16 protein-coding genes are annotated in these 19,943 nt (G+C 73.9%); 10 read left to right on the top strand and 6 right to left on the bottom strand.

What is annotated here, in order from left to right; translation table 11 throughout:
- Window positions 1-170: 170 nt before the first annotated feature.
- A complete protein-coding gene (locus tag Ani05nite_RS02915; RefSeq protein WP_203764234.1) occupies window positions 171-803 on the top strand; it encodes a hypothetical protein in 633 nt (210 codons plus the stop codon).
- A gap of 103 nt (window positions 804-906) precedes the next feature.
- Entirely contained in the window at window positions 907-1,293 is a 387-nt protein-coding gene (locus Ani05nite_RS02920; protein ID WP_203764247.1) for a hypothetical protein, read from the top strand.
- A gap of 185 nt (window positions 1,294-1,478) precedes the next feature.
- Here Ani05nite_RS02920 and Ani05nite_RS40795 read toward each other — a convergent pair whose 3' ends face one another.
- Window positions 1,479-2,087, bottom strand: coding sequence for a helix-hairpin-helix domain-containing protein (locus tag Ani05nite_RS40795; protein ID WP_239129155.1), 609 nt, complete (start codon window positions 2,085-2,087; stop codon window positions 1,479-1,481).
- A 521-nt stretch (window positions 2,088-2,608) separates the two neighbouring features.
- On the bottom strand, window positions 2,609-3,061 hold the full coding sequence (locus Ani05nite_RS02930; RefSeq protein ID WP_203764250.1) for a GNAT family N-acetyltransferase: 453 nt from the start codon (window positions 3,059-3,061) through the stop codon (window positions 2,609-2,611).
- Window positions 3,062-3,408: 347 nt separating this feature from the next.
- Between Ani05nite_RS02930 and Ani05nite_RS02935 the strand changes: the two genes are divergently transcribed.
- Window positions 3,409-5,301 (top strand): M4 family metallopeptidase, encoded by a 1,893-nt coding sequence (locus Ani05nite_RS02935; RefSeq protein WP_203764993.1) that lies wholly within the window; start codon window positions 3,409-3,411, stop codon window positions 5,299-5,301.
- A 119-nt stretch (window positions 5,302-5,420) separates the two neighbouring features.
- Window positions 5,421-6,008 (top strand): hypothetical protein, encoded by a 588-nt coding sequence (locus Ani05nite_RS02940; RefSeq protein WP_203764253.1) that lies wholly within the window; start codon window positions 5,421-5,423, stop codon window positions 6,006-6,008.
- A gap of 358 nt (window positions 6,009-6,366) precedes the next feature.
- On the opposite strand, the gene Ani05nite_RS02945 is transcribed toward Ani05nite_RS02940, so the two are convergent.
- The 4 genes from Ani05nite_RS02945 to Ani05nite_RS02960 all read right to left on the bottom strand — a co-directional run bounded on the left by Ani05nite_RS02945 (window position 6,367) and on the right by Ani05nite_RS02960 (window position 14,625).
- Window positions 6,367-9,504, bottom strand: a complete 3,138-nt coding sequence (locus Ani05nite_RS02945) for an AfsR/SARP family transcriptional regulator (RefSeq protein ID WP_203764261.1) — start codon at window positions 9,502-9,504, stop codon at window positions 6,367-6,369.
- A gap of 68 nt (window positions 9,505-9,572) precedes the next feature.
- Complete coding sequence (locus Ani05nite_RS02950; protein ID WP_203764264.1) at window positions 9,573-10,496, bottom strand: aminoglycoside phosphotransferase family protein; 924 nt, start codon at window positions 10,494-10,496, stop codon at window positions 9,573-9,575.
- A complete protein-coding gene (locus tag Ani05nite_RS02955) occupies window positions 10,493-11,299 on the bottom strand; it encodes an HAD family hydrolase (RefSeq protein WP_203764266.1) in 807 nt (268 codons plus the stop codon). Before Ani05nite_RS02955 ends, Ani05nite_RS02950 begins: the two co-directional genes overlap by 4 nt.
- Complete coding sequence (locus tag Ani05nite_RS02960; protein ID WP_203764268.1) at window positions 11,296-14,625, bottom strand: non-ribosomal peptide synthetase; 3,330 nt, start codon at window positions 14,623-14,625, stop codon at window positions 11,296-11,298. Before Ani05nite_RS02960 ends, Ani05nite_RS02955 begins: the two co-directional genes overlap by 4 nt.
- 183 nt (window positions 14,626-14,808) lie before the next feature.
- Here Ani05nite_RS02960 and Ani05nite_RS02965 point away from each other — a divergent pair, with 183 nt between their 5' ends.
- The 6 genes from Ani05nite_RS02965 to Ani05nite_RS02990 all read left to right on the top strand — a co-directional run bounded on the left by Ani05nite_RS02965 (window position 14,809) and on the right by Ani05nite_RS02990 (window position 19,937).
- On the top strand, window positions 14,809-15,501 hold the full coding sequence (locus Ani05nite_RS02965; protein ID WP_203764270.1) for a phosphoribosylaminoimidazolesuccinocarboxamide synthase: 693 nt from the start codon (window positions 14,809-14,811) through the stop codon (window positions 15,499-15,501).
- 97 nt (window positions 15,502-15,598) lie between these two features.
- Window positions 15,599-15,970 carry a nucleoside triphosphate pyrophosphohydrolase family protein gene (locus Ani05nite_RS02970; protein ID WP_203764272.1) on the top strand — a complete coding sequence of 124 codons (372 nt, stop codon included), beginning with the start codon at window positions 15,599-15,601 and terminating at the stop codon, window positions 15,968-15,970.
- Window positions 15,963-16,895 (top strand): histidinol-phosphatase, encoded by a 933-nt coding sequence (locus tag Ani05nite_RS02975; protein WP_203764280.1) that lies wholly within the window; start codon window positions 15,963-15,965, stop codon window positions 16,893-16,895. Before Ani05nite_RS02970 ends, Ani05nite_RS02975 begins: the two co-directional genes overlap by 8 nt.
- On the top strand, window positions 16,892-17,842 hold the full coding sequence (locus tag Ani05nite_RS02980) for an NAD-dependent epimerase/dehydratase family protein (protein ID WP_203764282.1): 951 nt from the start codon (window positions 16,892-16,894) through the stop codon (window positions 17,840-17,842). Before Ani05nite_RS02975 ends, Ani05nite_RS02980 begins: the two co-directional genes overlap by 4 nt.
- Window positions 17,839-19,128 carry a DegT/DnrJ/EryC1/StrS family aminotransferase gene (locus Ani05nite_RS02985; protein WP_203764284.1) on the top strand — a complete coding sequence of 430 codons (1,290 nt, stop codon included), beginning with the start codon at window positions 17,839-17,841 and terminating at the stop codon, window positions 19,126-19,128. Before Ani05nite_RS02980 ends, Ani05nite_RS02985 begins: the two co-directional genes overlap by 4 nt.
- Window positions 19,125-19,937 carry a hypothetical protein gene (locus Ani05nite_RS02990; RefSeq protein ID WP_203764286.1) on the top strand — a complete coding sequence of 271 codons (813 nt, stop codon included), beginning with the start codon at window positions 19,125-19,127 and terminating at the stop codon, window positions 19,935-19,937. Before Ani05nite_RS02985 ends, Ani05nite_RS02990 begins: the two co-directional genes overlap by 4 nt.
- Window positions 19,938-19,943 lie beyond the last annotated feature (6 nt).

Here is a 19,943-nt window from a genome sequence, read left to right on the forward strand (position 1 = left end):
CAAGTGCCCGCCGGTCACGTCGCGGAGTGGGAGACTGCCCTCCGGCGCGCGGTCGGAGGCGAACAATGGCTAGCAAAAGCGTACGGGCAATCGGTGCCGCCCTGCCCACGTACGTCGTCTCCACCGCCCTGGCGGTGGTCGTCAACTTCGCCACCGACTCGTGGCGCTCGTTGCTGCCGTGGCTGATCGTCGCCGTTCTGGTCATCGCCTCGGCGGCCATCGCGGCCGCGACCGCCGCCCCGCAGCCCGATCGCACGCCGCCGCCTCTCCCGGCCGGCTACTACCGCCCCCACGCGCCGCCGCCGCGACCCCGGTCCTCCGGCTCCGGGCGGGCCGTGATCGCGGTCGTGGTGGTGACAGTTCTGATCGTGAGCATCTTCGCCGTCCGTTTCGCCTTCGGCCTGATCACGGGCCGGGAGACGGGCGTCGACCGACTGGTCGAACCGGTGTCGGCCACCAACCACGCGCTCACGCTGACCGTTGACCGGGTCGAGGTGACCGCCCATTTCACCCGCGTGTCGATGTCGGCCAGCAACGGTGGCGGCGATGCGCTGACTCTGCCGATCTACAGCAACTGCCAGATGACCGTCGACCGTACGACCACGAGCGCCTCGACGATCGCCAGCCAATGGCCCCAGAACGTGCCACCCGAGTCGACGATCTCCGGCGTGGTCGTCTTTCGTTTCGTCATCCCCGGCGATGCGACCAAGGCGTCGCTGGCCTTCTCGACGATCTTCGGTTCTCTGTCCACCCGGGGCTCGATCGTGGTCCGCAACATCCCCCTGCGTCCCGACCCGTCGTGACCTCCCAACCGGGCCGGTGACGACCCGGCCCGAGGGCTGCCGCCGCTCACGAACATCCGCGCGGGTCCGACTCGCGGCCTGCCGTTCAGCGATCATGAACCTCATGGAGGAGCAGCAGGCGACGCAGTCGGCCGAGGTCGAGGCGAAGGTCATCACGCTGTGCGGCTCGACCCGGTTCGAGGGTGAGTTCGCGGAGGTCAACCAGCGGCTCACCCTGGCAGGTTGCGTCGTGATCAGCCTCGGGATGTTCAGCCTCCCCGATCTGCCGGGTTACGACTGGACCGCCGACAGCTCGAACCTGAAGGCGCGGCTCGGCGCCGTGCACTTCCGGAAGATTCGCATGGCAGATGAGGTGTACATCGTGGATCCGGGCGGCTATGTAGGTGAGTCAACCCGACGGGAGATTGCCTACGCGGAGTCGCTCGGCAAGCCGGTCCGGTACCTGAGTCGCGAGCGCTTGGCCCGAACGGGAGACGGCCCCCAGGAGTGAGTCCGGCCGGGCGGTCCGCTCATCGGCGAAGTCGTGCGCCCAGCCGCGGTGGCCCGCTGCACGGCGTCGAGGTGGCGGCTCGCTCGCTGGAGCATCCGGCCGGCGCGGCTTCGTTCGCGACGGTCGCGGGCTCGGGGTCCGGGCGTGACCGGCGGCGGTGGTGCTGGCGTACGAGACCCGGCTGGTCATCCCGGACCGCTGACGGCGCCGGGATCGTCGCGGAAGGCCAGCCCGGCCGCGTCCAGGGCCGTTCGCAGGTGGCGAAGGGCGTAGGGCCCGACTCCGTGCAGCGCCCGCACCTCGGCCTCGCTGAGTCCGGAGACCTGTTCGAGCCGGAGCACGCCGTGCGCGGCAAGCGCCCTTGTCGCGGCAGCGCCGAGGTGGGGCAGCGGGGTGCCCGGCTCCGGTGCCGAGCGGCCCCGGGCCGGCCGGGGGTGACCCTCGTGGTCCAGGACGGCGGCGCCGCGGGCCGAGAGCCGGTACCCGATGTCGAGCGATTCGGTCAGGCCGCGCTCCTTCAGCTTGCGCACGTTCTGTTTGAACGACGGGGTGTCCCGCCCCATCCGGTCGGCCAGGTCGGGTGCCCGGGTGGCCGGCAGCTCGTCGATCAGCAGGAGCGTCGCCCGCGTCCACGGCCCGGTCGGCGAGGCGCGGTCGAGCCGGTCCAGCCACGCGACGATCGCGTCGATCTCCGCGGTGTCGGGGACCGCCTCCCGGAGCGCGTGCCGCGGGTCGACGCCCGCGTACCGGAGCCCGATCCGGTACACCGGCCGGTCGGCGTGGAGGCGGTCCAACCCGTGGCGGAGCGCGGCCAGCGACGCCGCGCCGGCCCGGTGGGCATCCGCGGCGGTCAGCTAGCTCACGGGCACGCGGTCGACGGAGGTGACCTCGACCAGTCCGACCGGGGTACGCATCCGGGTACCGACCCTGAGCCGAGGCCGTTCCCACCGGCGGAACGCCAGGTCGACATCGCCGGCACGGATCGCCGCCAGTTCTGCGGGACGCATCTGCACGCCGTCCAGTTCACCACACCCCGCGGTCCGGGCGGCGATACCGCTCCGTGCCTCGGCCACCCGGGGTCCGGCTGTTCCAGCGTCGCTACCCGGCGTCGCCCGTCGACCTTCCCGAGGGCGGCCTTCGACGCGCCCAGCGTGGTGTCGCCGGGGAGGCCGACGGTGAGGATCTTGCGTCGCGCACATGGTCAGGCACCAGTCCCAGCGGCCGGGCACCGACGTGGGCTTGAACCCGTCGCCGAGCTTGCCCGCCACCCAGGCGAGCGCCCCACACGTCCATCTCGCAGCCAGGACCCACGGGTTCAGCCCGGCGGGACCGCTCGTGCGAAGAAGACCCGACGATATCCGTCCTGCTCGGCCCGGCCGACCTCCTGGAATCCGCGGCGCGGATAATATGCCAGGTTCTCGGTCATCGCTTCATTGGTGTACAGCCGGATCTGAGGCAGTCCCGCGGCGCGGGCCTGTTCCTCGGCGAAGCCGAGCAGCCGCGCACCGATGCCCCGCCCCTGCGCGTCGGGGGCCACCGCGATCGTCTCCACCTCCAGATGGCCGGCCCGCCGGGCGATCTGGACCATGCCCGAGATCCGCCCGTCGTCCTCGACGACCCAGCATCGTCGCTGAGCGACGACCAGGTGGTAGTCCACTGTCATCGGTGCGGGCTCCCGGCCGATCCGGGCCACGTAGGGCAGGAACGCGCGCTGGACGAGCTGCCGGATGGATTCCACGTCCGCAGCCACCGCCGGTCGCAAGGTCATCCCCGCATGCTGCCAGCGAAACCTGCGACGCCCGGGTGCTCTGTCCCTTCGTCACCGGCGTCACCGCCCCAACCACCGCTCCACCAGGGGATTCAGCCAAATCGACGTCGGTGCTACGACTAAAGCGGTATGACCCTGGAAGCGCTCCCAGGCGGGCATCGAGGGTTTTCCCTATATCTGCAAGGGCCATCCATGTTTATCGTTCCCGATCAAGTAGTCCGGATGTGACCACTCGTTCACCGGACCTTGAGCCTGCCTCGACCCCCGGGCAGGAGAGGAGCACCAGAGTGAATCGTCGAAACCCCTTGATCGTGGCGCTGGCGGCCGGAACCTTCGCCGCGTCAGCCATGGTCGCCGTGGCCGGACAGGCCAGTGCCCAGCCGACCGACCCGGCTGCGGTCGCCCGGCTCGCCGCCGACAAGGCTGACGCGCTGGTCGCCAGTCGACCCGCCGTTCTGCAGGCCACCGCGAACGAGACCTTCCGCAAGGGCGCGGTCATCTCCTCCAGCGGCCTCAACTACGTCCCGTACAACCGGATCTACAAGGGCCTTCCGGTGCAGGGCGGTGACTTCGTCATCGCGACGGACTCGGCCGGCAACACCGTGGCGACCTCGGTGGCGCAGAGCCGGCCCATCGGTGACATCGCGACCACCCCGAAGCTGACCGACGCCGCCGCGCTGAAGATCGCCAAGGGCGAGCTCAAGACGGTGTCGGGCGTGGAGGCCACCAACCTGATCGTGTCCGCCGTGGACGGCCAGCCGGCCGCGCTGGCTTGGCAGTCGACGATCCGCGGCACCAGCGCCGAGGGCCCGAGCCGGCTCACCGTCGACGTCGATGCCCTCACCGGCAAGGTGTTGCGCACCTACGAGCACGTCACCGACGTGGCCGGCACCGGCACGGGCTGGATCAACGGCTCGGTCTCGCTGAACACCACCCAGTCCGGGTCCACGTACAGCCTGAAGGACCCGACGATCACGAGCCTGAGCTGCCAGGACGCCGCCACCAACACCACCTTCAGCGGCCCCGACAACGTTTGGGGCAACGGCTCCGGCACCAGCAAGGAGACCGGCTGCGTCGACGGGCTCTACGTCGCGCAGAAGCAGACCGCGATGCTGTCCTCGTGGCTCGGCCGCAACGGCGCGAACGGCAGCGGCGGCGCGTGGCCGATCCGGGTCGGCCTGAACCAACAGAACGCCTACTACGACGGCAGCCAGGTCCAGATCGGCAAGAACACCGCCGGCCAGTGGATCTCCTCCGCGGACGTGCTCGGCCACGAACTCGGCCACGGCATCGACGACACCACCCCGGGCGGCATCTCCGGCAACGGCACCCAGGAGTTCGTCGCCGACACCTTCGGCGCGGCCACCGAGGCGTTCGCCAACAACCCGAACGACCCCCCGGACTACCTGGTCGGCGAAGAGATCAACCTGGTCGGCAGCGGCCCGATCCGCAACATGTACAACCCCTCCGCCGTGGGCGACGCGAACTGCTACTCGAGCAGCACCCCGGGCAGCGAGGTGCACGCGGCGGCCGGTCCCGGCAACCACTGGTTCTACCTGCTCGCGCAGGGCACCGGCGGCAACGGCCAGCCCGCTAGCAGCACGTGCAACAACACCACGATCACCGGTGTGGGCATCCAGACCGCTATGAAGATCATGTACAACGCGATGCTGCTGAAGACCTCCAGCTCGTCGTACCTGAAGTACCGCACCTGGACGTTGACCGCGGCCAAGAACCTCACCCCGGGCAACTGCACCAACTTCAACACGGTCAAGGCGGCCTGGAACGCGGTCAGCGTGCCGGCCCAGTCGGCCGACCCGACCTGCAGCGGCGGCACCACGCCGCCGACGACCTCGCCGACCCCGACCACCAGCCCGACCGGCACCCCGGGCGGTTGCACGGGCAGCAACGCCACTCGCGTCACCATCCCCGACGCCGGCGCCGCCGTCACCAGCAGCATCACCATCAGCGGCTGCAACCGGGCCCCGTCGACCAACTCCTCGGTGTCGGTGAACATCATTCACACCTACCGCGGTGACGTCAGGGTCGACCTGGTGGCGCCGGACGGCACCGTCTACAACATCAAGTCCTCGTCGGCCTCGGACAGCGCGGACAACATCATCCTCACCGACAGCGGCGACCTCTCGAGCGAGACCGCGAACGGCACCTGGAAGCTCAGGGCGCAGGATGTGTACTCCGGCGACACCGGATACATCAGCAGCTGGAGCCTGACCCTCTGAGGTCGGACCCTCCCCGAACGGGCCGGTGCCGCAAGGCGCCGGCCCTTTCGCGTACGCCCACAGCCCGCCCGGCCGGCGTGCCGGAACGCGCTCTTGTGCGGCGGGTTGACACTCGAGAGATGGGGCTCAGGCGGTGGGTCGGCGGTGTGGTGCGCGGATGGCAGGATCAGGAGTTCGTGCTCGTCTCGGCGGTGCCGGCGCAGGAAGCCCGGCGGCGGCTGGAAGCGGCGCTCGTGAGCGGGGCGCAGGCGTTCCGACGAGCGGCAATGATGGTCCCCGACGACCGGCTGGTGTACGGCCACGTCAGCGACGACGGATTCCGGCTGAGGCTGCTGCGGGTCCGGTTCTCGCGCCACCTGCGGCTGCCGTCACTACGGGGAGAGATCGTGGCGGTCCCGGCCGGTTGTGAGATCCGGTGCACGCTGGTCGGCGGCCGGCCGGGTCGGGGGCTGTTCTGGGCCGGGGTCATCGTCGGCTCGCTGATCGCGCTGCTCGGTGTCTACGACACGGTCGCGCCGCTGGTGCTCGGATCGTTCCGGGAGGCGTTGATCGGGCCGGTGATCGTCGGCGTCGGCGCGGCGATCGCGCTCCTGGGAGCCGGTCTGGCCTGGATGGTGCGGGGAGTGAACCGGACCGACGGCACGTACCTGTGTTCCTGGGTGGCCGAGAAGCTGGAGGGCTCCCCGCCCCCTGAGGGCTGCAAATGAGTCGCCGGATACCTCCCCATCGGCCGGAAGCACGACAGAACCGCGGCCGCCGACCATCCATACTGTCTCGCGACGGGCCACGAGGCCTGACGGCCGTTGGGGGACGGCCGTTGTCGATGTCATGACAAAAGGGGGATGCCGTGAAGATGGGACGCCGTAGGTCCGCTGTCCTGTGTGGTCTGGCTGCGCTGTTGGCCGCAGTGCTCGGTGTGGCGAACGCGGTGGGGGGCTCGCCGTCGGTGCAGAGCAGCGGGGATACGGGCGGCACCACCGCCTGTGGCGTCACCTCCGCCGAGTACTCCCAGGCTCCGAAGGACTGCGACGCGGTCTGACCGCGGAAGGCGGACCGGAGAGCGCATCAGGCCGACGCGAACGCCTGGTCCAGCAACTGCTGGGCCAGGCGTTCGCCCGCCGGGCGGCCGATCCGGCGGTACGTGGCCAGCGCCTGCTCGGCGTGCCGGGCCGCCTCGGCCGGCGTGGCGGCGCCGGTGAGCGCCGCCGCGGCCACCACCGTCAGGGCGTCGGCCTCGAGCAGGCCGAATCCCGTACGCCGGGTGACCTCGAGCGCCTCCACCGCCTGCTCGTAGGCGTCGGTGTGCCGGCCGGCCGCGAGGTCGGCCTCGGCCAGCCCGATCAGCGCGGCCGCGACGCCCTTGCCATGTCCCACCTCGCCGGCGAGGCGCAGCGCGTCGCGGTGCTGTGCCCCGGCGCCTTCCCGGTCGCCGAGGCTCAGCGCGATGCTGCCGAGCAGGTTGTGCGCGTCGGCCTGGATCCGCTGATCGCCGACGTCGACGGCCACCTCGAGTCCCGACCGGGCCAGCCGCGCCGCGAGGGCGTGGTCGTGGGCGTCGCGGCTCGCCTCACCCATGTTGACCATTGTGTCCGCCTCGCCCTCGCGGCTGCCGGCTTCCCGGTGCAGGTCCAGGGCGCGGTCGAACTCCGCCCGGGCCGCGGCGATCCGGCCGGCGCCGAGGTGGGCGTACCCGAGGCTGTTGTGCATCATCGCCCGGCCGTTGACGGAGCCGAGCTCGCGGTAGATGGCCATGCCCTCGGCGAGCCGGGCGATCCCCTCGGCCAGCTCTCCCGACTCGATCAGCACGTTGCCGAGGTTGCCGAGGCTGACGGCCTCTCCGCCGCGCCCGCCGGTGTCCCGGTAGATCGCCAGCGCCTGCCGGTGGTGCTCGGCGGCGTCGGCGAGCCGGCCCTGGTCGCGGTACAGGTTCGCGATGCTGCCGAGCGCAGCCGCCTCCCCCTGACGCCAACCGGCCCGTCCCGCGTCGACCCGGGCCCGGGCGAAGTGCTCAACGGCGGCGTCGTGCCGGGACAACGACCGGTACGCCTGGGCGAGCGACAGGTGCGCCGCGGCCCGGCCGTGCGGGTCACCGGCCGCCTCCGCGGCGGCCAGCCCGCCCGCGGCGGTCGTCAGCCAGTCCTCGGCGTACCGGCGGGTCCAGAAGTAGCCGCGCAGCGTGTCGGCCAGCAGCCAGCTGCAGCGGCGCAGCGCGTCGATCCCGGCCCCGTGGCGGACCAGCGCGACCATGGTCGACCGCTCGGCATCCAGCCAGGCCAGGGCCGCGGCCGCGCCGCTGAACGTCAGGCCCGCCCGCCCCCGCGCGAGTGGGGGCAGGCGCTGCATCTGCGGATAGAGCAGGGTCGCGGCGGCGCCGGCGGTACGCAGGTGGCACTCGTACAGGCGCAGCAGCGCGGACTCCCGCTCGGCGGCGGTGTCCTCGAGTTCGGCGAGCTCGGCGGCGTACAGGTGCAGCAGGTCGTGCCAGGCGTAGCGGCCGGGGGTGAGTTCCTCGATCAGGTGCGCGTCGGCCAGCTCGGACAGCAGCGTCCGCGTCGGGGCCGGGTCGAGGTCGGCGAGCGCGGCGGCCGCCGGCAGCGTCAGCTCGGCCATCGGCACCAGGCCGGCCAGCCGGAACAGCCGGGACGCCTTCGGCTTCAGCGCGGCGTACGAGAGGTCGAAGGCCGCGCGCACCGCGGACTGCTCGTCGCCCGGCACGGCCAGCATGGTGAGCCGGTTCCCGGCGCTGAGTTCCTCGACCAGGTCGGCGACCGGGCGCCGGGGCCGGCACACCAGGTGCGCGGCGGCGATCCGCAGCGGCAACGGCAGCCGGCCGCACAGTCGCGCCAGTTCGGCGGTCGCCGCCGGGTCATCCGTCGCGCGGGCGCCCACCAGCCCGTTGAGCAGCGCCTGGGCGCCCTCCGGGGTGAGCTCGCCGAGCGTCAGCGGGCGGGCGCCGTCCCGCGCGATCAGGCCGGCGAGCCGGTCGCGGCTGGTGACCAGCGTGACGCAGTGGGCGCCGCCGGGCAGCAGCGGGCGGATCGTGTCCACGCCGGCGGCGTTGTCGAGGACCACCAGCAGCCGCCGGTCCGAGACGAGGGTGCGGTAGAGGGCGCCGGCCTCGACGAGGTCGACCGGCACCTGCTCGGCCGGTACGCCCAGAGCGCGCAGGAAGGTGGCGAGAGCCTGGGCCGGGTGGACCGGGCTGCCGTTGCTGTACCCGCCGAGGTTGAGGTAGAGCTGGCCGCCGGGGAAGCGGTCCCGCCGGCGCTGGCCCCACTGGACGGCGAGCGCCGTCTTGCCGGCGCCGGCCGTGCCGCCGATGGTGACGACGGCGGCGCCGGCGCCGTCGGCCAGCAGCGCGTCCAGCTCGGCGAGCTGATCGTCGCGGCCGGCGAAACCGGCGACCTGCGCGGGCAGTTGGGCGGGCGCGTCGGCGATCCGGGGCGGCTCCGGCAGCAGCAGGGCCGGATCCTGCCGCATGATGGCCCGTTCCAGGCGCTGCAGCGGCAGGCCGGGGTCGATGCCCAGCTGGTCGGCGAGCACGTGCCGGGTGCCGCGCGCGACCGCGAGCGCGTCTGCGGCCCGCCCGCTGCGGTACAGCGCGAGCATGAGCTGAGCGGCCGGCCGCTCGCGGCGCGGCGCGGCGGCGACCAGACCGGTCAGCTCGTCGATCACCTCCCGATGGTGGCCCAGGCGCAGGCGGGCGTCGATCCGGTCCTCGACCGCGGTGAGCCGGGCCTCCGCAAGGCCCACCCCGAGGCGCTCGCAGACCTCCGGTGCCGCCACACCCTGCAACGGCTCGCCGGCCCAGAGCTCCAGGGCGCGGTCGAGCAGCGCGATCCGGGCGCCGTCGTCGGCGGCCTCGCCGGCCTGGGTGAGCAGCACCCGGAAGCGGTGCACGTCGATCCGCATCGGATCGGCGGCGAGCAGGTAGCCGGTGCCCTGGGTACGGATCTCCACGCCGTCGTGGCCGGCCAGCACCCCGCGCAGCCCGGACACGCACACCTTGATCGCGTGGCCGGCGGTGCGCGGCGGCCCGACCGGCCAGGCGAGGTCGACCAGCCGGTCGATCGGCACGGCCTTGTTGACCTCGAGGGCGAGGACCCCGAGCACCAGCCGCTGCTTGCGGGGGCCGAGCGCCAGCGGCGTCGCACCGGCATGCGCCTCCACCGCCCCGAGCAGCCGTAACCGCAGGTCCGTCACGGGCGGAATGGTAACGCCACGGATCGACTCCGACGGATGGTCGATCCGATACCCGATTCACGAACCGGTCAGCGCCACCCGGTGCGGCGGGCCAGCCAGGCCAGGGTCCGGCGCGCCGTCGCGGCCTGGAATCCGCGCAGCCGCGGCGACCGGTGCAGGTCGGGGCCGCGGCACTCGCGGGCGAAGCAGCCGGCGAGCGCGCACAGGAACGCGTCGACGGCCGGATCCGGGACGTCGCGGCCGAGCGGGTGGGTTCGCACGACCCGGTCGGCGTCCACCCCGTCGGCCGACGCGAGCAGCAGCACCAGGTCCACCCAGGGCGCACCGACGCAGGCGCGGGCCCAGTCCACCACGACCACCTCGCCCGCCGGGGTGAGCAGGATGTTGTCCGGGCGCAGATCGGCGTGCAGCAGGGTGTCGCCGGTGATCCCGGCGGCCCAGCCCGCCTCGAGACCGGCGAGCCGCTCGAGGTGCCGGCTCGACCAGGGGTCCAGATCGGCCGGCGGGCCGTCCGACGCGTACTGCCGCCAGCCGGTGGCCAGCGGGGCCAGGGTGTCCTCCACCGCGGGCAGGCCGGCGCCGGCTGCCGGGGTGAGCGCCGTCGCCAGCCGGTGCACCGTGGCGAGCACGGCGTCCCGCTCGGCCGGCACCCGCAGGTCCGGATGACGCCCGTCGACGTCGTCGAAGGCCAGAACCACCCAGCCGCGGGCCTGCGCGGTGAACCGCAGCCGGGGCGTGGGCACCTCGGCGTCGAGGAGGGCGGCGTACCGCGCCTCGTCCCGGTACGCCGTCACCGACTCGTCATCGGCCTGGATCCCTTTGAGGAACGCCCGCGACCCGTCGGCGAGCACCACCCGGGCGGCGATGCCGGGGGTGAAGCCGCCGGCCTGCGCGGTGGCGGTGCGCACCGGCGCGCCGAGGCAGGTGTCGACCAGCTCCCGTACCTCGACCGGCAGCTGCGCCCAGGCCGGCCGCCACGCCGTGGCGATCATCGCGGTCCCGTGCCCTCATCGAGGAGGTGCTCCAGCACCAGAGCCACCCCGTCGTCGTCGTTGGTCGCGGTGACGATGTCCGCGGCGGCCAGGACCGAGGGATGGGCGTTGGCGACGGCGACCGCCGTGCCCGCCCAGGTGAGCAGGGGCAGGTCGTTGGGCATGTCCCCGAACGCCACGACGTCGGCGGCGGCGACACCCGAACGCCCGGCGATCCGGCGTACGGCGGCGGCCTTGGTCACGCCGGCACGGCCGATCTCGCAGAACGCCGTGGTGGACACGGTGGCCGTCAGCGAGGCCGGCAGGACCGCTGCGATCGCCGGCCAGTATTCCGGGGCGGCGCCGTCGAGCTGGGCGATGACCTTGCCGAAGCCGCGCCCGTCCACGACCCGGTCGAGGCGGGTCACCCGCTGCGCCCCTCGGCACCGGGTCGCCGCCAGCTCGAAGTCGTGCTCCAGCAGCAGGTCGAGCCCGCGTTCGGCGCCGAACCGGACCCGCGGGTGGGCCGTCCGCAGCGCCCGCAGCGTCGCCGCCAGGCCGGCCGCCGGGATGGGCTGCTCGTCGACGATCCGGTGCCGCCCGAAGTCGTACGTGATCGAGCCGTTGCCGCACACGGCGACCATCATCGCGTCGATCGCGACGGCGACGGCCCGGGTGTCGCGGACCGGGCGGGCGGTGCAGAGCAGCAGCGGCCACCCGGCCCGGCGGACCGCGCGCAATACGGCCCGGGAGCGCGGGCTGAGCCGTCCGGCCGAGGTGAGCAGGGTGCCGTCCAGGTCACAGACGACCATCCGGCGGGTCATGGCGCCGACCGGGCGTGGAGCCGACCGCTCAGCGCGCGGATCGTCTGGCAGGCGAACAGGTCCTGCACGGTGACCTCGTGTCCCGGTAGCTTGCGGCGCAGGGTGGCCGCCACCCGCAGCAGTTGCAGGGAGTCGCCGCCGACCTCGAAGAAGCGGTCGTCGAGGCCGAACCGGACGGTGCCGAGCACGTCCGCCCACGTGCCCGCGATCGTCGCGGTGACCTCGTCACCGGCCGGCAGCACGGCAGGCGGCTGGGTGCCGGTGGGCCCGGCACCCCGGGCCAGCTCCCGCAGCCGGGCGGTGTCGAGCTTGCCGTTGCGGGTCACCGGCAGGTCGCGGACCACGGCCCACAGCGACGGGACGGCGTAGCCCGGCAGCCGGTCGGCCGCGAACCGCCGCACCTCGGCGGCGAGCCCGGGGCGGTCCTCGGTGACCAGCCCGGCGAGCAGCCGCCGGTCCGCTTCGCCCGGGGTGGCCACCACGGCGACGTCCCGGACCGCCGGGTGCTCGCGCAGGACCCGGGCCACCGCCTCCAGCTCGATGCGGAACCCGCGGATCTTCACCTGCCGGTCGCGGCGGCCCAGGAAGCGCAGCCGCCCGGCGCCGTCCCACCGCACCAGGTCCCCGGTCCGGTACAGCCGCTCGTCGCCGTCCGCGGCGAACGCCCCGAAGGCGGCCGTGGTCTCGTCGGGGCGGCCGGCGTAGCCCAGAGCCAGCCCGGCGCCGCCGGTGTGGAGCTCGCCGATCCCGCCGGGCGGCACCGGGCGGCCGTGCTGGTCGAGCACGACCACGCCGGTGCCGGCGACCGGCCGGCCGATGGGGAGCGGATCGCTCACCTCGGCCGGGTCGTCCACCGCGTGGGTGGTGGTGAACGTCGTGTTCTCCGTGGGGCCGTACCCGTTGGTGACGCGCAGCCCCGGACAGGCCGCCAGCACGTGGGCCACCTGGGCCGGCGGCACCACGTCGCCGCCGGTGAGCACCTGACGAAGTCCCGCGAACGCGTACGGCTGGTAGTCGGCGACCAGCCGGAAGAGTCCCGCGGTCAGCCACAGGCCGGTGGTGGCCCGCTCGGCGAGGAATCCGGCGAGCGCGGCCGGCGTCGGGTAGGCGTCGGGGAAGACGTCGACCAGGCCGCCGCCCAGCAGCGGGGCGAAGATCTCCAGGGTGGACGCGTCGAAGGCCAGGGGGGCCAGCCGCACGAACCGGTCGGTGGCGCCGGGTACGAGGAAGTCCGCGTCCCGGGTCAGCCGTACGACACCCCGGTGCGGGATCCGGGTGCCCTTGGGGACCCCGGTCGAGCCGGACGTGAAGGCGACGTAGGCGACCCGCTCGGGGTCCGGCGCGGCCGCTGCCGGTATCTCGCCGCAGCGTACGGCGTCCTGCCACGGGTCGACGATGCGCAGGTCCGCACGGTCGTCGTCGCCGAGCACGATCCGCACCCCGGCCGCCTCGAGCATGCCGGTGACCGCGGACGCCGGCACGTCCGCCTCGATCCCGACGTAAGCGGCGCCCAGCCGGAGCACCCCGAGCACCGCGACGATCTCCCGCGCCGAGCGGCGGACGGCGAGCGCCACGCAGTCCCCGGCCCGTACGCCCGCCGCCGCGAGCTCGGCGGACTGCACCTGCGCGGCGTCCCGCAGCTGGGCGTAGGTCAGGGTGCGCGCCGGGTCGCCGTCGCGGATGGCGATCCGTTCCGGCCCGGCGGCCACCGCCGCCTCGAACAGCTCCCAGATGCCCCCGTACGGTGAGCCGCCCGGGCCGGCGCCGAGCCGGGCCAGCCGCTCGCGCTGGGCCGGCGTCATGGTCCGGATCTCCGCGAGCGGGCCGTCGGCGGCCATCTCCTCGAGCGTGGCGTTCAGCGCGCAGCCCAGTTCCGCCGCCTCGTCCGGCCGCAGGGCGTCGGTGGCGTACTCCAGCGCCAGCCGGGGCCGGTCCGCCCACCGCTGCACGTACAGGACGGCGTCGTAGACGGTGCCGCCGCAGTATCCCTCGTGCACGGTGGCGGTCAGGCCGCCGGTACGCAGATTCTCCGGGATCAGCTCGTCGTGCGCGGCGAACGCCACCTGCACCAGCGGGTGCCGCGTGTCGTCGCCACCGAGTTCGAGGGCGGCCACGATGTCCTCGAGCGGGACGTCGGTCGCCTCGAGAGCCGTCCGCAGTCCCGCCGCCGTGCGGCCGACGTGATCGGCCACCGTGCCGGTGTCGTCGATCCGGCACACCACCGGCACCATCGTCAGGCAGGGGCCGACGACGTCCAGGGTCGCGGCGGTCCGGGCGGCGGCCACCACGCCGAGCACGAACTCCGGCAGGGCCGTGCGCCGGGCGACGACGAGCGACCACGCCGCCAGCAGCACGGTGTTACGGGTGGTCCCGGAGCGGCGGGCCAGCGCCGTGCAGGCGTCGCGGGCCGCGTCGGAGAGCCCGAACAGCAGCCGGGTGCCGCTCCGGCTCGCGTGCGCCGGCCGCGGCGCGTCGGTCGGCAGCTCGACCCTGGTCGGTACGCCGGTCAGCGTGTCGGCTCGCAGCCGCGCGCGTTCGGAGACCGTGTCGCCACGCTCGGCGGCCACCACGGCGTCCATCGTCGGCGCCTCGGCGGTCAGGTCGGCGCCACCGAGGCCGGCGACGAGTTCCCGCAGCAGCAGGCCGACGCTCCACCCGTCGACGACGGCGTGATGCACGAGCAGCGACACCACCGTCCGCGACGGGCCGGCGGGACCGACCGCGAAGACCACGGGTGGGCGGCGGAAGGGGTCGAGCAGCCGGCCCGCGGCGCCGGCCAGGACGGCCTGGACCGCCGTCACCGCGTCGGCGCCGTCCGCCGGCGGCACGGGCAGGTCGAGGACCGTCGGCGTCCACCGCGCCAGCACGCGCCGGGCGGGACCGTTCGCTTCCTGCACGAAGACGGTCCGCAGCGCGGCGTGCCGGCCGGTCAGCGCGGCGAGCACGGCGTCGAGCCGGCCCCGGTCGACGCGCCCGCGCAGATCCAGGCTGAACAGCAGGTGGAACGGGGTGCCGCCGTGCAGTTGCTCGCCGACCAGCATCGCCTGCTGGACCCGGGACGGCGGCTGCAGGCCCCCGGCGGTGGCGACGGCCGGTGCGGCGGCGGCCGGTACCGCGGCGCCGAGCACCTGGGCGAGCGGCTCCGGGCCGAGCAGTGCGGGCACGGACACGGACACGCCGTACCGGAGCCCGATCCGGGCGGCGCACTCGATGGCCCGCAGTGAGGTGCCGCCCAGGCCGGTGAACGAGAGACGCCCGGCGTCGGCGGCGGTGAGCTCGCGGTCGAGTACTTCGGCGGCCACGGTCAGCGTGTCGATTCGGTCCACGGTGGCGAGCCTGCCGGCGTACGCGGGCGGCGGTAAGGCCCGAAGGTAGGGCCGAATTTGCGCCCGACCGGGCGCACCGAAGTGGCCTTGTCAGCCCTTCGCGGGCGCGTCGACACTCGGCTCGCAGACCCGGGACGGGCCGGCGGAGCCGCTGCCGACCGTGGCGGGACACGGGAGGAATCCATGGACACCACGACCGCACCGGACATCGAGGGGCGCAGCAAGCGGGTCTGGCGCGACAGCGACGACACCTGCGTCGTCGAGCTGATCCCCAGCCTGCGCAGCTTCACCTACGGCCGGGACGAGCTGATCGAGAGCACCGGCCCGCTGCGGCTGGACTTCTACGAGCGGGCCGCGGCCCGGCTCGCCGCCGCCGGCCTGCGCACCGCGTTCCTGGAGCGGATCGGGCCGATCCGCTACCGCGCCCGGTACCGGCCGGCCCCGCCGTTCGAGGTGATCGTGAAGAACCGCGCTGTCGGCTCCACCACCATCAAGTACCCCGGGTTGTTCGAGGCCGGCTGCCGGCTGCCGCGGCCGGTGGTGAAGTTCGACTACCGGGTGGACCCGGAGGACCAGCCCATCGGCGAGGACTACCTGCGGGCGCTGGGCGTCCCGGTGGACGCCTTCCGGGACACGGCGTTCGCCGTCAACGCCGAACTGCGGGCGTGGTTGGACCCGCTCGACCTGTGGGACTTCTGCCTGATCCTGGCGGTGGACACCGACGGCGCGCCGATCGTCATCTCCGAGGTGTCGCCGGACTGCATGCGGCTGCGCCACCCGGACGGCACCAAGCTCGACAAGGACCTGTTCCGCGACGGCGGCAGTCCGGACGAGATCACCGCGGCGTGGCGCAGGCTCCTCGATGAGCTTCGCTGACCGCTATTCGTCGCCGTTCGCCGGCCGTCGCCTCGCGCGCTGGCCGAAGTTCGGCGCGCCCCCACCGTACGCAGAATCAGAGCACGGGAGACCGATCGTGGAAGTGACCGAGAACCGACCGGCCCGGCCGGCCCCCGGCCCCGGACTGGACGAGATGCAGGCCGCGGTACGGTCGGTGCGCCACCGGCACGGCCTCGAGGTGACCGCCGGCGTCGCGCTGCTCGACGCCTGCGCCGAGCTCGGCGAGCTGGCCGGCGCGTACCTCAAGGACACTGCATACGCGGACCGCCCGGGAGCGGCGGGGGTGGCCACCGAGCGGGTCCGGGCCGAGTTCGGCGACGTCCTGTTCGCCGTGCTGAGCTTCGCCGACGCCGCCGGGCTGAGCGCCCGCCAGCAGCTGGCCGCGACGCTGGAGCGCTACGAGACCAGGTTCGGCCCCACCGCCCGCGGCGGTGAACGGCATGGGTGACTATCACGTCCACCTGCACCCGCACGTGCCGCGGCCGGACAGTCCACCGCCGGGCGTGTACCCGGAGGACTACGTCGACGCCTTCGTCGAGACCGCCCTGTCGCGCGGCGCCACCGAGGTCGGCTTCACCGAGCACCTGCACCGCTTCGTCGACTTCGAGCCGGCCGTCGCGGGGTTCTGGAACGTCGGACCGCGCGCGGACCTGACCGAACACTCCCGTACGTACTACTACGACGACCTGAACCTGCGCCTGGACCGGTACGTGGCGGCGGTGCTCGGGGCCCGCGACCGGGGCCTGCCCGTGCGGCTCGGGATGGAGGTCGACTTCTTCCCGGCGCACCTGGAGAAGATGACCGCGGTCCTGCGGCAGTACCCGTTCGACTACCTGATCGGCTCGGTGCACTGGATCGACGCCTGGTCGGTGGACCACCCCGCGGTGGCCTACGAGTTCGAGCGCCGCGGTGTGCGCCGCGCCTACGAGGACTACTTCGGCCTCGTCGCCGATCTGGCGGAGTCCGGACTGGTCCAGGTGCTGGCCCACCCCGACGTGGTGAAGAAGTTCGGGCACCGGTGCCCCGAGGAGCCGGTCGACCTGTACCGCAAGGTGGTGGACGCGGCGCGGCGCGGCGGCGTCGCCATGGAGGTGTCCAGCGCCGGCCTGCGCTACCCGGTGGGGGAGCCGTACCCGTCGCCCGCCCTGCTGCGGATGAGCCACCAGGCCGGCATCCCGATCACGCTGGCGAGCGATGCCCACTACCCCGACCAGGCCGCGGACCAGCACATGGAGCTGGTGCGCTACGCCCGCGCGGCCGGCTACCGCCATCAACTCGCGTTCCGGGTGGGCGGTGCGGCCCACCTGGTGGCGCTGCCCGACCCGGACGCCGCCGCACCGACCGAACCGACGAGCAGCGAGGCCGGACGATGACCCGAGACGCAGTCCTGATCACCGGCGGCGGAGGCCGCCTCGGCAGTGCGCTGGCGCGCCGGCTCGCCGCCGCCGGCCACGCCGTGACGGCGGTGGACCTGAGCTTCCCGAGCTGGCTCGACGACCCCGCGCTGCCGGTGCGCTGCGTCCAGGCGGACGTGCTCTCGGCCGGCGGCGGGTACGAGCTGCACCGCGCGATCGCGGACTGCGGCGTCGTCGTGCACCTGGCCGGCCTGCACGGCCTGCACCTGCGACAGGGCGCCAGCGTCGCGGACCTCTGGCGGTCCAATGTGGAGAGCGCGCGCCGGGTCACCGCGGCGGCGGTCGAGGCGGACGTACGCCGCATGGTGCTGGCCAGCACCACGGCGGTGTACGGCCCCGGAAGCGCGCCCGGTGAGCCGGCGGCGATCCTCGACGAGGCGCGCGCGCCGCAGCCCGACAACCCGTACGCCACCGCCAAGCTCGCCGCCGAGTCGGTGATGGCGACCGCCGCCGGGGCGGGCATCGAGGTCGTCTCCCTGCGCCTGGGGCGGTTCTTCCGCGAGGACGAGCAGTCCTACCAGATCCGCAAGCTCTCCACCGGCCTGGACCTGGAGGACGCCATCGACGCGATGGAGGCCGTCTGCGTGGCGGAGCAGGTGGCGAGCGGCGTCTACTGCGTCGCCAGCGACCTGCCGCTGAGCCGCGCCGACCGGTACGCCCTGGGCGAGAACTGTCACGCGATCCTCGAGAGCCACCTGCCGGGCTTCGTCGCCGCGGCGGCGCTGCGGGACTGGCAGCTGCCGGCCCAGGTCGGGCGGTCCGTGGATTCCAGCAAGCTCCAGACGGCCGTCGGCTACCGGCCGCGGCGTTCCCTGGCCCGTACCGCCGAACGCTGGCGGGCCGAGGCCTCGCGGCGGCGCCAGCCGCCCCAGCGCACCACGATGAGAGAAGAGGTAACTCCATGACAGCAAGCGGGACCACCACGGGCGGCGCGCTCGCCCTCGACGGCGGGACGCCGGTCATCGAGCCGGCGCACCGGTTCCAATGGCCCAGGATCTCCGACGACGAGCGGGCCGCGGTGACGGCCCTGCTGGAGCGGGGCGAGCTCTCCTACTACGGCCGGGAGGGGGTGCTCACGGAGCTGGAGGAGTTCTGGTCGGGGCGGCTGTCCGGCCGGCGCACGCTCGGGCTCAGCTCCGGTACGGCGGCGCTGCACTCGGCGTACTTCGCCCTGGGCGCCGGGCCGGGCGACGAGGTGCTGTGCCCGACCAACACCTTCCTCGCCACCGTGATGCCGCTGGTGCAGCTGGGCGCCGTTCCGGTGTTGTGCGACGCCGAGGCGGACACCGGCAACATCGACCCCGCCGCCATCGCCGCGGCGATCACCCCGCGGACCGTCGGCATCACCGTCACCCACCTGTGGGGTCACCCCTGCGAGATGGACGCGATCCTGCAGATCGCCCGCCGGCACGGCCTGTGGGTCGTGGAGGACTGCTCCCACGCCCACGGCGCGTCGTACCACGGCCGCGAGGTCGGCACGCTCGGCGACGCCGCCGCGTTCAGCTTCCAGGCCGCGAAGATCGTCTATGCCGGCCAGGGCGGCCTGCTGGCGTCCCGGGAGACGGAGGTCCACGAGCGCGCCTGCCTGCTCGGTCACTTCCGGGTCCGCTCCGAGCAGGATGTCGCCGGCCCGCTGAAGCGGTACGCCAGCACCGGCTTCGGGCTGAACTACCGGATGCACCCGTTCGCGGCCGGGCTGGCGCTGCAGAGTTCCCGCGTGATGGACCAGCGGATCGCCGCTCGCGCCGAGCTGCTGGGCCGGCTCGCCGACGGGCTGGCCACCATCCCCGGGCTCGTCCCGCCGGTCACCCGGGAGGGCTGCGACCGCGGCGCGTACTACGGCTTCAAGCTCCGGCTGACCGGGCCGTGGCTGGCGGCCGGCGCGGACCTGGTCGCCCGGGCACTGGGTGCGGAGGGTCTCGACGTCCACCCGCCGGGCTCGCGCCCGCTGCACCTGCTGCCCTTCTTCGCCGACGGGGCGGTCCCGGTGCGCCGTAACGCCTCGCCGCAGCAGTACCCGGCCTACAAGGAAGGCGACTTCCCGGTGGCCGAGGAGGTGTGGCGGACCTCGCTGAGCCTGCCGACCTTCACGTTCGCCGACGAGGCGGGCCTGGTCGACCGCTACTGCGAGGCGTTCGAGAAGGTCGCCGGGCAGCTACCCGCGCTGACCGAGCGGGGGGTACGGCAGTGACGGGCCAGGCCGCCGGGCCGGTGCCCACCGACCTGCTGATCTGCTCGTGGGGGATCGACGCGGCCCAACTCGCCGCGGCGCTGCGGCCGTGGACCGGCGCCGCCCGGTTGTTCCTGGCCGGGATGCTCGCCGACGATCTGGGCGGCAGCTCGGGACCACTGGAGATCGTCGCCGTGACCGAGCGCCCCGGGGAGGTGGCTCAGCATTCGTTCGAGCTGGGCAGCATCACGGGGTGCCCGGTCACCGCGGCGGTCACCGTCCTACCGCTGGACACCGTCCGGTCCTGGTCGGTGCCGCTGGTACGGCTGCTCACCGGCCCGGTGGTCCTGCCGCCGGAGATGCCGCGTCCGGTGGCCGTCGGCTTCCACGCGCTGTACAGCCACCGCAACCTCCTACCCGGCGACCGCTACCTCGACGCCGAACTGGAACAGGCGCACGCCGAGGTGCTGCCGCTGTACGTCGCCGCCGGGGAGACGCGCCGCCTGCGCCATGACGCCGACCTGGCCGGACGCCCGGCCGCGCGGCTGCCCGTGCTGCTCCGGGCGCTGCTCGGGGCCTGGGGATACTGCAACCCCTCCCCGGGGACGCTGGTCCCGCTGTTCGAACGGGCGGCCCGGCGGCAACGGCTGGCGCCGGAACTGTCGGCCACGGTCCGCCGCGCGATGGCGGTCGACGAAGGCGGCGCCGACGTGCCCGCCGCGGTGGCGCACCTCGAGAAGTTGTGCGCAGCCGACGCGGTGCTGCAATTCTGCGACAGCCTCGTCGGGCGCGCGGCCACCGGTGCCGACGCGGTCAGCGTGGGCGGTTGACGGCAC

It is taken from the genome of Actinoplanes nipponensis, assembly GCF_016862275.1.
Taxonomy (GTDB): Bacteria; Actinomycetota; Actinomycetes; order Mycobacteriales; family Micromonosporaceae; genus Actinoplanes; species Actinoplanes nipponensis.

Bases quoted from the DNA above. Each gene is read 5' to 3' on its own strand.
- Ani05nite_RS02920 (WP_203764247.1), top strand. From the start codon at position 907: ATGGAGGAGCAGCAGGCGACGCAGTCGGCCGAGGTCGAGGCGAAGGTC.
- Ani05nite_RS02930 (WP_203764250.1), bottom strand. From the start codon at position 3,061: ATGACCTTGCGACCGGCGGTGGCTGCGGACGTGGAATCCATCCGGCAG.
- Ani05nite_RS02935 (WP_203764993.1), top strand. From the start codon at position 3,409: ATGGTCGCCGTGGCCGGACAGGCCAGTGCCCAGCCGACCGACCCGGCT.
- Ani05nite_RS02940 (WP_203764253.1), top strand. From the start codon at position 5,421: ATGGGGCTCAGGCGGTGGGTCGGCGGTGTGGTGCGCGGATGGCAGGAT.
- Ani05nite_RS02950 (WP_203764264.1), bottom strand. From the start codon at position 10,496: ATGATCGCCACGGCGTGGCGGCCGGCCTGGGCGCAGCTGCCGGTCGAG.
- Ani05nite_RS02955 (WP_203764266.1), bottom strand. From the start codon at position 11,299: ATGACCCGCCGGATGGTCGTCTGTGACCTGGACGGCACCCTGCTCACC.
- Ani05nite_RS02965 (WP_203764270.1), top strand. From the start codon at position 14,809: ATGGACACCACGACCGCACCGGACATCGAGGGGCGCAGCAAGCGGGTC.
- Ani05nite_RS02975 (WP_203764280.1), top strand. From the start codon at position 15,963: ATGGGTGACTATCACGTCCACCTGCACCCGCACGTGCCGCGGCCGGAC.
- Ani05nite_RS02980 (WP_203764282.1), top strand. From the start codon at position 16,892: ATGACCCGAGACGCAGTCCTGATCACCGGCGGCGGAGGCCGCCTCGGC.
- Ani05nite_RS02985 (WP_203764284.1), top strand. From the start codon at position 17,839: ATGACAGCAAGCGGGACCACCACGGGCGGCGCGCTCGCCCTCGACGGC.